This window comes from Alkaliphilus serpentinus (assembly GCF_009017255.1).
GTDB lineage: Bacteria > Bacillota > Clostridia > Peptostreptococcales > Natronincolaceae > Alkaliphilus_D > Alkaliphilus_D serpentinus.
The window spans coordinates 30,716-43,941 of the sequence record NZ_WBZB01000033.1 but is presented as its reverse complement, the minus strand read 5'-3'; the positions used below and the strand labels follow the sequence as shown (position 1 = coordinate 43,941).

At 36.0% G+C, this 13,226-nt stretch carries 12 protein-coding genes and 1 pseudogene; 12 read left to right on the top strand and 1 reads right to left on the bottom strand.

What is annotated here, in order from left to right; all coding sequences use genetic code 11:
- The first annotated feature begins 201 nt into the window (after positions 1–201).
- Both F8153_RS09490 and F8153_RS09485 read left to right on the top strand, forming a co-directional pair.
- Positions 202–942: an N-acetylmuramoyl-L-alanine amidase gene (locus tag F8153_RS09490; RefSeq protein WP_151866121.1), complete on the top strand. Its 741-nt coding sequence runs from the start codon at positions 202–204 to the stop codon at positions 940–942.
- A 121-nt stretch (positions 943–1,063) separates the two neighbouring features.
- Positions 1,064–1,528: a hypothetical protein gene (locus tag F8153_RS09485; protein ID WP_151866120.1), complete on the top strand. Its 465-nt coding sequence runs from the start codon at positions 1,064–1,066 to the stop codon at positions 1,526–1,528.
- A gap of 160 nt (positions 1,529–1,688) precedes the next feature.
- On the opposite strand, the gene F8153_RS09480 is transcribed toward F8153_RS09485, so the two are convergent.
- Positions 1,689–2,417 (bottom strand): zinc dependent phospholipase C family protein, encoded by a 729-nt coding sequence (locus F8153_RS09480; protein ID WP_151866119.1) that lies wholly within the window; start codon positions 2,415–2,417, stop codon positions 1,689–1,691.
- 746 nt (positions 2,418–3,163) lie between these two features.
- On the opposite strand from F8153_RS09480, the gene abc-f reads away from it, so the two are divergent.
- From abc-f to F8153_RS09430, 10 genes and pseudogenes are all read left to right on the top strand, one after another.
- The gene (gene abc-f, locus F8153_RS09475) at positions 3,164–5,083 is read left to right on the top strand and encodes a ribosomal protection-like ABC-F family protein (RefSeq protein WP_151866118.1); all 1,920 of its coding nucleotides are present in this window, start codon (positions 3,164–3,166) and stop codon (positions 5,081–5,083) included.
- A gap of 220 nt (positions 5,084–5,303) precedes the next feature.
- Entirely contained in the window at positions 5,304–6,428 is a 1,125-nt protein-coding gene (locus tag F8153_RS09470) for an S-layer homology domain-containing protein (RefSeq protein ID WP_151866117.1), read from the top strand.
- 437 nt (positions 6,429–6,865) lie between these two features.
- Positions 6,866–7,993 (top strand): sodium ion-translocating decarboxylase subunit beta, encoded by a 1,128-nt coding sequence (locus F8153_RS09465; protein WP_151866116.1) that lies wholly within the window; start codon positions 6,866–6,868, stop codon positions 7,991–7,993.
- A 1-nt stretch (position 7,994) separates the two neighbouring features.
- On the top strand, positions 7,995–8,123 hold the full coding sequence (locus tag F8153_RS09460; protein WP_192929759.1) for an OadG family protein: 129 nt from the start codon (positions 7,995–7,997) through the stop codon (positions 8,121–8,123).
- 194 nt (positions 8,124–8,317) lie between these two features.
- A pseudogene (locus F8153_RS09455) lies at positions 8,318–8,497 on the top strand (zinc transporter ZupT); the annotation flags it as partial.
- Positions 8,498–8,603: 106 nt separating this feature from the next.
- The gene (locus F8153_RS09450) at positions 8,604–9,218 is read left to right on the top strand and encodes a TetR/AcrR family transcriptional regulator (protein WP_151866124.1); all 615 of its coding nucleotides are present in this window, start codon (positions 8,604–8,606) and stop codon (positions 9,216–9,218) included.
- Between the two features lie 13 nt (positions 9,219–9,231).
- Positions 9,232–10,125, top strand: a complete 894-nt coding sequence (locus F8153_RS09445) for an ABC transporter ATP-binding protein (protein WP_151866115.1) — start codon at positions 9,232–9,234, stop codon at positions 10,123–10,125.
- Complete coding sequence (locus tag F8153_RS09440; protein ID WP_151866114.1) at positions 10,125–11,729, top strand: ABC transporter permease; 1,605 nt, start codon at positions 10,125–10,127, stop codon at positions 11,727–11,729. Before F8153_RS09445 ends, F8153_RS09440 begins: the two co-directional genes overlap by 1 nt.
- Before the next feature lie 176 nt (positions 11,730–11,905).
- The gene (locus tag F8153_RS09435) at positions 11,906–12,331 is read left to right on the top strand and encodes a MarR family winged helix-turn-helix transcriptional regulator (RefSeq protein ID WP_151866113.1); all 426 of its coding nucleotides are present in this window, start codon (positions 11,906–11,908) and stop codon (positions 12,329–12,331) included.
- Entirely contained in the window at positions 12,328–13,185 is an 858-nt protein-coding gene (locus F8153_RS09430) for an SDR family oxidoreductase (protein WP_151866112.1), read from the top strand. The genes F8153_RS09435 and F8153_RS09430 overlap by 4 nt, the downstream gene beginning before the upstream one ends.
- Positions 13,186–13,226: the final 41 nt, after the last annotated feature.

Genomic DNA, 13,226 nt, shown 5'->3' with positions numbered 1-13,226 from the left:
TCCTAGAGAACGCATGGGTTCTCTGGAAAACAAAAGCATTTTAACCATAGAAAATTAACGCATGAAATTCTTTTGTTCTGTTTATGTTAGAATCTCAATGTTTTACTAGTAGTTCTATAGTAGTTTCCACAGCATAAATATAACAATAGCATAGGATTTATTATCAATTTACTTAGATAATATGATAATTGAGGTGGTTAAATGAAAAGACCTACTATATTACTTCTTATTAGCAGAAAAGCTCTTCTGATTATTGGGATAATCCTTATAATTACTGCCATGGCCCTATTTACACATTCCATTACCCTTAAAGTAATGAAAATCCAGAATGAAACCCTATTTGGAAAAATAATCGCTATAGATGCAGGACATGGGGGAATAGATGGAGGCACCCATTATGGTGATATTATTTTAGAAAAGGATATAAACCTAGCCATTAGCATCAAGCTAAAGGAGGAATTAATCAATAGAGGAGCAATCGCAATTATGACCCGGGAAATTGATGATTCCTTAGATGATCATATCAGAAATGGTAGTCGGCATCGTGAAGATCTCAATGCAAGGGTTAAAATCATTAATGAAAGCAATGCCGATATATTCATTAGCATCCATGTGAATTATATCAGAAATCAAAATAAGCTTGGACCACTGGTTTTTTACCATGGGAGTAGCGACAATAGTAAGGCTTTAGCTGAATACCTTCAAACTAATTTGAACAACCTTTCATCATATAAGGAGTTGGGAATAAAAAATTCAGAGAAAGCTGTCCCGGGAAACTATTATATTCTTCGCAACACTAAAGCACCAGGGGTAATAGTAGAAACGGGATATATTTCCAATGATTATGATAGAAAATTATTATTAGAAGATGATCATCAAAAGGAAATTGCAAGGCTTATTGGAGAAAGCATAGTCCAATATTTTAGTAAAAATAATCTTTAAAAATTTTTAAAATAAGGCCTTAAAGATAATAGTAGAGATGCATCTGTTGATAGCTTAATTTGTTATTACCTTTCTGCTATAATATTCTTATGAGATTTTTAATATTATAGGAGAGATGAAGATGAAAGATATTTTAGGCAAAATATTCCCTAAAGCTGCCAGCAATGATTATAAAGGCATGAAAATCCCTTGCTGGATATTTGTATTATTAAGTCTAATCAGCTTTATTAGAAGCTGTATTCATTTATTTGCATCGGATGGAGGAGCAGGTAGTATTGCAAGCCTAGATTTATCCTCTGGTATGGAAAACATTATTTTTGCCTTTGGCCTATGGGGTTTATCTCAGGTTTTATATGCCATAATACAGCTGCTTGTAGCATTTAGATACAAAAACCTCATACCTTTGATGTACATACTGTTGTTATTAGAAACTCTGGGAAGAATGTATATAGGCAGTGTTAAAACCCCTATATATAGCCATACACCACCAGGAGCAATAGCCAATTATGTCATTTTACCCCTTGCAATAGTTATGCTGATAATGTCCTTAAACCATAGTAAAAATAATGAAGCTGACCATATATAAGCGCAATATAGATAGGAAAGATAGATCTGATGAAAGGATTTTTGTTTCACAGAGAAGGAGTGTACTTATACACTCCTTGTTTAATTCAATGAGTTCTGTTCAACTAGTAAAGAGGCCCCTGGGAATTAATTACAGGGTGGAAATGGGTATATCTTTTGCCTTAATGGAAATTGCGATTGGTATAAATAGATGATTTAATTATGTCTCTGTAAAACATAATCATTGCCCCTGCTGTAGTCTTTTTGGCCAATGGGAGGGTACACTTAGTCACTCGGTAATAACGGAGCTCATCATCTACAACATCTTTAAAGCGTTTATGAATTTTCAAAGCAATTCTTGCATTAAACCGAATGTAGTCATCTATGGTATCTAACAGATAAGACCCTTTCTCTACCCGAAAATCATTTATCGTTTGATAGGTACGTTTAACAAAGGTCTCATATTGACGATGGCTATCCAATAACCGGATGTTGGCATGCTGAGGGATGGTCATATCGTGGATAATATGGAGGGCTGCCCCTAAGAAAAACAAAGATTTATTAAACTCTCCCTTTCGCCACAGGCTTATAGATTGATAATAATAATCTACCCCCAGCTCCATAGCACTTCTTCTACCATAGAGGCCCTTCTTTTTATAAGGGTTATAAAAATGGTTGGAGCTTTTAAAATCTTGATCAGCCCATACGGCTCCTTCATTAATATCTAAAATGTAACTACTAAAGAAGTTGTATTCATCAGCATAACCATCATTTCTAATGATCTTTAAGGCTTGGATGTTTATAAATTTATGAACCTTACATTGGGTCTTAATTATGGATTTTTTAATGGGATTGGCAATGCCAAAAACCGTCTTTAAAAAATAATCATAGGTTGTTTCAAAGAATTCCATTTTTAGATCACCCTTATCTTTGATTTTAATAAACTTCTGTTTTGTTTTAGTATTTGCTATTTGTTGAATATTACACTGTATAATTCCATAGTTCTAAACTTAAGAACTGCACTTGGATAGGGTTTAAGACTATAATTTCCAGTGGATGAAATTGTAGAACTAACCCGGAGTTTTTGAATAAAGCTAAGAATTAAATAATAGGTATATTTAGTAGATTCCTATTATAAATAGTATTTAGATGAATTAGTTTCTGCAAGTAACAAGCTATTTCGAATGTAGTAAAATAATAATCTTAAAGAAGGGTTGTCAGCCAACTTTGCCTCTATTTGTTTACAGATATTCCTTAAGGTGATATAATAAAGGAAAATTCTGAAAGGGGAAAGTAAGCCATGACGCCAGCTATATGCTAATATTAATTTAAATCTAAATTAATATGTATTTGATATCGAGTGATAATTGACCTAGCTTTATTAGGTTTTGTTGTTGTACTCTTTATGAAATGTGGCATTTAGAAGGACTTACTTTTCTAAAATAGATTATAATTACTTAAAATGTATAGCTTACTATAGGAGACGCCAGATTATGGATGTTGGTTTTATCCCTCCTACAATTTTAGTAAATTATATTTTTATACAATTTTTAGACTGTAAGAGGATCTTTTCTTCTTATGGTTTTTTTATTTTAAATAGTATGCAAGCTCTTTCTATCTGGCCCCATGATAAGATCATAATAGAAAGGAAGATAAAATGTTTGAGTTATCATTTAATAATGTGCAAAAATATATGGATACAACCCTTGTTCTTAAAAATATAACTTTTCAAGTGTATGCTGGAGAAAAGGTAGGGATAGTTGGTGTAAATGGAAGCGGAAAGAGCACCATTCTTAAATTAATAGCCGGTATAGAAACCTTAAATTGTTACCCAGGCTCTTGGAGCAAAGGCTATGATGATGGTTATATTTCCATGCCTAGAGAAGCTACCACAGCCTACCTGGATCAAATACCTGATTATCCAGAGGGGTTGAAGGTGCTAGATATTTTAAATTTAGCCTTTGAAGAGGCTTATGAAATAGAAAAGCAAATGAGGAATTTAGAAAATAGTATGAAAAACCTACAAGGGGCTTTGTTGGAAAAAGCCTTAAAACAGTACAGCCAGCTCTTGCAACTCTTTGAGGTAAAGGGTGGTTATGAAATAGAGGAAAAATTAAGTAAGGTGTGTAAGGGTCTAAAATTTGATGAAAGCTTTTTGGAAAAGGATTTCGCCCTGTTAAGCGGTGGAGAAAAAACCACGGTAGTATTAGGAAAGCTTTTGATAGACAACCCAGATATCTTGCTTCTAGATGAGCCAACCAATCATCTTGATATGGATTCCATTGAGTGGCTGGAGGACTACCTTAATACATACAAGGGCATAGTCATCATCGTTTCCCATGATCGATATTTTTTAGATAATGTAGTTACAAAGATTATCGAAATAGAAGATATGGAGAGTAAAACCTATAAGGGAAACTATTCGGCCTATGTTAATCAAAAAGAAGAAGAGATGCTTATTCAATATGAAGACTTTAGAGAGCAGCAGAAGCAAATAAATGCTATGGAAAAGGCTGTGAAGGACTTAAGGGATTGGGCCCAAAGAGCCGACAATAACAAGTTTTTTAAGAGGGCTGCCAGTATACAAAAGAAGCTAGATAAAATGGAAAGAATCGATAAGCCAATTTTTGAGAAGCAGAATATGAAGCTGAATTTGAAGGCTGCCCAAAGATCGGGAAAGGAAACCATAAAGGCCATAGAGGTGTCAAAAAGCTTTGAAGATAAGGAGTTATTTAGGGATGCAGACCTAATGATTAACTTTGGTGAAAGGGTAGCATTGGTTGGACCCAATGGCAGTGGAAAAACCACCTTTTTAAGGATGCTATTGGGTGAAGAAAAACCCGATTTAGGGAAGGTAGAGCTAGGAGCCAATGTGATGGTGGCATATTTACCACAAAAACTGACCTTTCTTGATGAAGAGCTAACGGTTTTGGAAGCCTTTAGGGAGGATATCTTCATTCTAGAGGGAAAGGCTAGAGAGTACCTATCAAAATTCATGTTTTATGGAAGCAGTGTTTTTAAAAAGGTAAGGAATTTATCTGGTGGGGAGAGGATTAGACTGAAGTTGGCTCAGTTATTATATCAGGATGTGAACTTATTGATATTGGATGAACCCACCAACCATCTAGATATTGATTCTATAGAAACCTTTGAGGAGGCCCTTGAGGAATTTGAAGGTACGATATTCTTCATCTCCCATGATCGATACTTTATTAATAAGGTATGCCAAAGGCTGATCGCTATTGAAGACTATGGTTTTAAAAGCTATCCTGGAAATTACGATTATTATAAAAATCTAAAGGATCAGCAGTCTGTAGAGACCCAACAAGAGCCTGTAGAAAAAAAGGAAAAAACCAAAAGGACAAGGACTATTGATGAAGAGAAACAGCGGGAATCAAAAAGGGTTAAAGCAGAAGGGCGGATTGAAGCTTTAGAAAAGGAAATTAAAGAAATTGATTTAGCCATGGCGGAATGTCAAAACCAGTATGAGGAGCTAAGTAGTCTATATAGCAGACGAGATGAATTAAGTAAAGAGCTTGAGGAGATTATGGAGCAGTGGGTAGCCTTGAATGATTAGAAAATCCCTTTGAAAAAGCTTCGGAGCACTTAAAATAATCGTATAAAGAAGGGCAGGGATAGAGGATGGTTGTACTAGAAACCGTAAGACTAAAGCTAAGACTACTTAACCTTGATGACATCGATGAAATGATGGAGATTTGGGGTGATGATGGAGATTTTTTAGTTGAAGGGTGATCATGTTATAACTTCAAGTTATAAACTTAAATGGAGATGATTATATGAGAAGAAAAATCCTATACTTACTGTGCAGTATTCTTGTTTTTACTAATATAGCCTTCACTTATGCCGTTGAAGCAGACCATTGGGTGACTGATGAGCTTGTTGAATTTAAGAACTTTTTTACAACCTATAGTAAGATCCTTACAAAAGAGGAAGCAGAGATTATTAAGGATTCAGTTTTTGATGAAGGGAAATTAGATGAGGCTATTGCAACCTATAATTGGGCTATACTGGTAAAAACGACATTAGAGCTCGATACACAAAAAAACCCTCAGCTGATGGATATGTACATCTATAATCTGGCTAAAGGAAATACCATTACAAGGGAAGCTGCTGTTGGCGGCTTAGTAAAGCTTTTAACTTTGGAATATCTTGATGGAAGCATCGGATGGGAAGAAGCAAAGGCCACTGAAGTATTAGTTGATCTTAAAGAAATCAGTGATATGCAGTTATCCTTAGTACAAATGGCCTATATCGAAGGTTTGTTGGACTCTCGAACAATTACCCAATTTAGGCCAAGGGAAGAGTTGACAAATGCTGAGGCTGTATCGATGCTTAATCGTGTTATCAAGAAATATAGACATCCAGAGGGAATAAATAATAATAGGGAAGATTTAAGAAGCAACCAAGACCATTGGGGGTTTCATCATATAAAATCCTATGTAAATACAGTAGAGCTTACTACTGAAGAGTTGGATTTAATTGATAGGATGGCGGAATCCTATGAAAGCTTAAATGACCCCATCAGCTTAAAGAATTGGAATGCATTGCTTCTTACAACTTTAGGCTTTGATATAAATGATGAAGTGGCAACAGGTTACACCCTTGGCCTTTCCGATGATGGATGTATAAGAAGGGGAGAAGCTGTTGCCGGGATGGTTAAGCTTCTACACATAAAGAATTTTGTTATAGGGAGGGATGCCTCCCAAGAAGAGCTTGCTAAAACCTCAAAGGCCCTAAAGGATTACAACGAAGCCTTTGATAAAAGTAAGCTTTCAATAGCTTATGTCGAAGGTCTTATTCAAGGATATGGAGATGGTACCTTTAGACCAAACCAATACCTTACAAATGGAGAGGCCTTTGTAATATTAAACACATTAGCCAATAAGTTTTTAATAAAATAAGTTTTCTATTCGTTTTCTATTCTTGTTATTAGCGGAGGAGTAGAGGGTTCCAGCTATAGCCTCTCACAGGTAACCACCCAAGGTGAATAAAATCTATGATAAATATTTAAAGTTTTAGGAAATTGTTATTGTAATTTTCATGAGCTCAACATATAATGAATATGAATAATAAAGGGGAGTAGCTGGCAGTTAACTGTCGAATTAGTCGTCATCACGGTAAATGTAAATTTACTCGGCTAATTATTCCTATGGAAAAGCAAGACCTTTATTTAGGCTATAGCCTAAATAAAGGTCTTTTTTGTTTCTTTCATAGAAAAAATCTATTCCTTCAAGTTCTATTGTGGATATTTCATGTTGAGCTTGTCGGATAATAAAGCTACTAGCCCATGGAAATAGCTATAAAAGTATAAAGATTTCACTTTCAAAGGAGGAAACCCATGTTCAATCATTTATTAGCTGGAGTTTATAACCTGAATATTCAGCAGGTTGGGATGTATATTATTGGCGGAATATTAATTTATCTTGCAATTAAAAAGGACTACGAGCCTATGCTCCTTCTTCCCATTGGCTTTGGAGCAATACTAACAAATATTCCTGTTATACCTGGGGTTCCAGGGATAGCCAGTGCTGATGGAGTCTTAGGTTTATTAAAGGAAGCAGGTATTATGACAGAGCTTTTTCCAGCTCTTATCTTCATTGCAATTGGTGCCATGATGGATTTTGGGCCTCTTTTAAGTATGCCTTCTATGTTGTTCTTTGGTGCAGCAGCCCAGTTTGGTATTTTTGCAACCCTATTGGTAGCCCTAGCCCTAGGCTTTGATATAAAGGATGCTGCATCCATTGGAATAATTGGTGCTGCCGATGGACCTACTTCTATATTTGTGGCATCGAGATTTTCGCCCCGCTTATTTGGAGCTATATCGGTGGCTGCCTACTCATATATGTCTTTAGTACCAATCATACAACCAAAGGTGATTAAGCTTTTGACATCATCAGAGGAAAGAAAGATTAAAATGAAATATAAATCCCTTCAAATATCTAAAACAGTTAGGATCTTATTTCCTATATTAGTTACTATCATAGCAGGTATTATTGCACCTATGAGTGTTACCTTGATTGGGCTCCTGATGTTTGGAAATCTAATCAGAGAGTCTGGAGTGTTACAACGACTATCCAATGCAGCACAAAATGAGCTTTCAAATCTTGTAACACTATTATTAGGAATAACAATAGGGGCTACCATGGATGCTGCCAACTTTATAACCCTTGAAACAGGTATCATAATGCTTCTGGGCCTTGTTGCCTTTATATTTGATACAGCCGGAGGAGTACTATTTGCAAAATTTCTCAATCTTTTTGTAAAGGATAAATATAATCCTATGGTTGGGGCAGCCGGTATTTCTGCTTTTCCCATGTCATCGAGGGTTATTCAAAAGCTAGCTAAGGAAGAAGATCCACATAACTTCATCCTTATGCAAGCTGCCAGTGCCAATGTTGCAGGCCAAATTGGATCCATAATTGCTGGTAGCGTTATCATAGCCCTACTTTCACAAGGAGGTTTTTAATATGACTGATTTCCAAATGGGACTGAATATCATGCTATATGGTATGGGAACTACATTTTCTATTTTAATAATCTTCTATTTTCTTATTAAGGTATTGGCTAAGCTATTTCCCAGTTCTTCTGAAAAATAGAGATCATACAAAAGCTACACTCTCTTACTGAGTGTAGCTTTTAAATATTAACCGATAGGGTTATAATCTATAGGAGACCTTGGTAGATATTAGTGTAGGATGAAAAGTAGGTAAAGCAGGGCTAACTTCTATATTAGTGCGGTAATTATTAAATCTTAGGATGGCAAATTAAAAAACCATAAGGGAGAGTAGTTATGGACATAAGTACAAATCGATTATTATTTGCCTTTGGGCTGACATTGTTTGCAGGTTTATCAACAGGAATTGGAAGTGCTCTGGCCTTTTATACAAAACAAACAAATAAAAAGTTTTTATCTGGAGCGTTAGGTTTCTCTGCAGGAGTAATGATTTATGTTTCTATGATAGAAATATTCAGAAATTTTAATTATTGACCACTATGGTCTAAATATGATATTGTTGAATTAGACCATAGCGGTCCAATTGACTATTGCTATAAAGGAGGGATTTGTTATTACTGAGATGTTTGAAAATCTAGAACCAGAAAAGCAAAAAAGAATACTAAATGCAGCCTATGAGGAACTTGCTAAAGAAGGTTATGAAAAAGCTTCCACCAATAAAATAGTTAAGAAGGCAGGAATAGGGAAGGGAATGCTTTTCTACTACTTTAAAAGTAAAAAAGATTTGTTTAACTACTTGGTAGACTACGGTACAAAAACCGTAATAAATGATTATCTAAGCCTACTAGACAATAGCGAAAGAGACTATATTGAAAGAATTAAAAAAGCTTCAATGGTTAAGTTAGGAGCTATGAAAGAGCATCCTCATATCTTTAATTTTTTTGGAGCGCTATATGTTAATCGGGGAGTTGAATGGGATGAAAACTTAGAGAGCAAGATGCTTGAAGTGCGGAACCTTACCCATATAAAGCTATTTAGTAATATTGACACATCATTATTTAGGGAGGATGTTTCACCAGACAAAATATTTAAGCTTATTAATTGGACTATGGAAGGTATTGAAAAGGATATTGTTAATAGCTTGAAGGGTCAAAACCTTGTAGATGTTGATTATGATCCCTACTGGAAGGAGTTTTTTGATTACTTAGATGACTTGAAGAAAATTTTATATAAATAAAGGGGGTTTTAAAATGGCCGTTTTGAAAGTAGAGAATTTAACAAAAAAGTTTGGAAAGTTTACAGCTCTAGATAAAGTTAATCTTGAGGTGCAGAAGGGGGAGGTATATGGTTTTATCGGTCCTAATGGTGCGGGTAAAACCACCACCATTCGGGTATTATTGGGAATTTTAAAGGCAACTGAAGGAAAGGCAACCATTCTAGGTAAGGATGCCTGGAGGGATGCAGTAGAAATTCATAAGCAAATAGCCTATGTACCTGGAGATGTTAACCTGTGGTCAAACCTTACAGGAGGAGAGGTTATAGATTTATTTGTAAAGCTTAGAGGCACTAACAACAAAAGTCGTAGAGAGGAGCTTATAAAGAGATTTGACTTGGATCCAAAGAAAAAATGCAGAACCTATTCAAAGGGTAATAGGCAAAAGGTTGCATTAATTGCTGCCTTTGCATCAGATGCGGATCTTTACATTTTAGATGAACCAACCTCAGGGCTGGACCCCTTAATGGAAAGAATATTTCAGGAATGTGTTATGGAGGCTAAGTTGGCTGGAAAAAGTATCTTTCTCTCAAGTCACATATTATCTGAGGTAGAGAAATTATGTGACAAGGTTAGTATTATACGTCAGGGAAATATTATTGAAACGGGTACCCTAGACCAGCTTCGACACCTAACTAGAACCAGTGTATTAATTAGAACAAAACAACCAATCACAGCTTTAAAGGAGCTGAAGGGAGTTCATAATATTGAAGAGAAGCCTCAGGGCCTAAGCTTCCAGGTAGATACAGAAGAACTAAGTAATATTATTAAGTATGTTAGTCAGTTTGAAATTGTCAAGCTTGAAAGTGCGCCCCCTACCCTGGAGGATTTATTTATGCGCCATTATAAAGGAGTTGGAGGTGCTTTATAATGTCAAACCCGCTATTTAACAACACAGGTAGATATGCTGGTCTAATATTAAGACGAGATCGAGTACGAATTCCAATATGGGTTATAGCTTTGGTGTTCATAACCATAATTATTCCACCGGCCTTTTCAGAGCTATATCCTACCCCTATGGATAGGCAGATCATTGGAGCATCTATGGAAAACCCAGCTATGGTGGCTATGCTAGGACCGGCATATGGTGTAGATAATTATACCCAGGGTGCTGTAATGGCTAATCAAATGCTCCTTTTCACTGCCCTTGCTGTGGCGATTATGAGTATATTACTTACTAATCGTCATACTAGGGGAGATGAAGAGGAAGGTCGTATAGAAGTAATTAGATCCTTACCAGTGGGTAGATTAGCAAATTTAAATGCAACCACTGTGGTTTTTTTCGGTGTTAATATCATCTTAGCTCTTATAGTTGGCTTTGGACTATATGCTCTAGGAATTGATAGTATGGATTTAAATGGCTCGCTATTATATGGAGCAGCCCTAGGGGCCACAGGTATATTTTTTACTGCTATTACACTCCTTTTGGCTCAACTTACTTCCACCAGCAGAGGGACCCTTGGATTCTCATTTGGATTTTTGGGCTTTGCTTACTTAATAAGGGCCATTGGTGATGTTAGTATTGAAGCATTATCGTGGTTATCACCCCTTGGATGGATTTTGCGAACGGAAGCCTATGTCAACAATTATTGGGGGCCAATATTTTTAACACTGGGAGCGGGGCTATTAATTACAGTCCTAGCCCTTTACCTAAACTCAGTTAGAGACCTGGGAGCAGGGTTCTTACCAGCAAAGCCTGGAAGAAGAACTGCATCAAGATTTTTGCAGAGCCCCCTTGGACTAGGAATAAAGCTTCAAAGGGTTAGTATCATCGCTTGGCTAATTGGTATGTATATATTAGGCGCATCCTATGGTTCCATTTTTGGGGATATTGAAGCCTTTTTCAATTCTAGTGAAATGATGAGGGAGATGTTTTCCTATGGGGTCGGCTTTTCTCTGGTTGACCAATTTATCACAGTATTAATGTCGGTTATTTCAATGGTAACCACTATACCTGCTTTAATGATGATTTTAAAGCTAAGGGGGGAAGAAAAAAGAAATCGTATAGAGCATATCCTGGCAAGATCAGTTTCTAGAACCAAGCTATTAGGAAGCTTCTTAGTGATTTCGATAGTAGTTAGCTTTCTAGTGCAGCTGTTATCAGTAGTTGGTTTGTGGTCGGCAGCTTCAGCAGTTTTGGATGACCCTCTATCCTTTGGTACCATGTTTAATGCTGCCATGGTCTACCTACCAGCCATATGGGTGATGATAGGTGTGGCAGTCTTATTTATTGGATATATGCCTCAAGGTACGATTGTCGTATGGTTGTATTTAGGTTATTCCTTTTTCGTTGTATACTTTGGTAAATTGCTGCAAGTGCCAGAATTTATGGTTAAGCTATCGTCCTTTGGAAACATTCCACAAATACCAATCGACGATATGAATTTTGTCAAAGTTTCAATTATGACTATATTAGCAATAGGGCTAATGGTTATTGGCTTTAATGGATATAACAAAAGGGATATTCAAGGATAGCTAGATTCATCTGAAAGATGGATGATTGAGAGCTAAAAGGTATAATGGAAAAATAGAAAGAGATCTTGGGACAGCAAACCAAGATCTTTTTTAGGTTTTTGATGTTGACAAGTAAAGAATGATAAAGTAAAATATAGTTAGTTAAACAAACTAACTATATTTAAGGAGGTTTGATTATGAAGGAAAATATAGTAGCCAGTGCAGATGCCATGGCAATGTTTTGTCGTTTACAGATGAGCACAAGAAAGGATTTACCGATAAGGTCCAGTGAGATGGGAGTTCTTATATACATACAAAAGGAACGGGAAGCTGTTACCCCCTTAATGATCAGTAGCTTCTTTCATATCACAAAGCCTTCTGTAACTGCCATGCTCAACTCATTAATTAGGGGAGGATATTTAGAAAAAAAACAATCCTCTACAGATGGTAGAAGCTATACTGTATCGATAACTGATAAAGGTCTAGAGCTATTGGATTTAACCTATAGGGATTATTTCAAGGCTATGGAACTCCTTGAAGAGAGAATGGGGGGGCGTGATTTTGATAAATTAGTTAATTTGATACAAAAAGCCAATGCAATTTTAAAGGAGGAGATTAAATGATGAAGATATTAGTAACTGGCGCTTCGGGTAACGTAGGTAGCTTTGTTGTGAAGGAACTTTTAAAGCTTGGAGAAAAGGTAGTAGCAGCAGACCCCCATTCAGATAAGGCAAAAGAATTGTTTGGTAATGAGGTAGAGGCTGTTACCTTTGATTTTACTGATAGGAATACTTTTAAAGATGCCCTAAAGGATGTAGATCGGGTTTTTCTAATGCGACCTCCTCATCTTGGTAAGCCAGAGGATTTATACCCATTTATTGATGCCATGAAGGAGCATAATATAAAGCTGGTTTCTTTTTTATCCCTTATGGGGGTTGAAAACAATACAATACCTCCCCATCACAAAATTGAAAAGTATATTGAAAAACTAAGCATACCCTATGCCCATATTCGACCAGGTTTTTTCATGCAGAATTTATCGGGAATCCATTCAGTGGAGATTAAAGAGAAGAATGAAATTTTTGTACCGGCTGGCAAGAGCAAGACAAGCTTTATCGATGCTGCAGATATAGGCCTAGCTACGGCTATATTACTTAATAATCCTGAAAAGTACAAAAATACTGCCCATACCATAACTGGGCCGGAGGCCTTAGATTATTATCAGGTAGCTGAGATCCTTAGTGAGGTTACAGGAAGAAAAATAACCTATAAAAAACCAGGCTATTTAAAATATCGAAGCTATTATATCAAGAATAGAGGATTAGACAAAAATTATGTTAATGTAACAGTTGCTCTTTATTTTATGACAAGAATGGGTACTGCTAAAGAAGTGACCAATGGTTTTTATAATCTAACAGGCAAAAAACCAAGAACCTTTAAGGAATTTGCACAAGAAAACCTAAGGAATTTTATGTAATGGAAAGCTACTTTTTAGAAGTAGCTTTTCTTTTTTTCTAT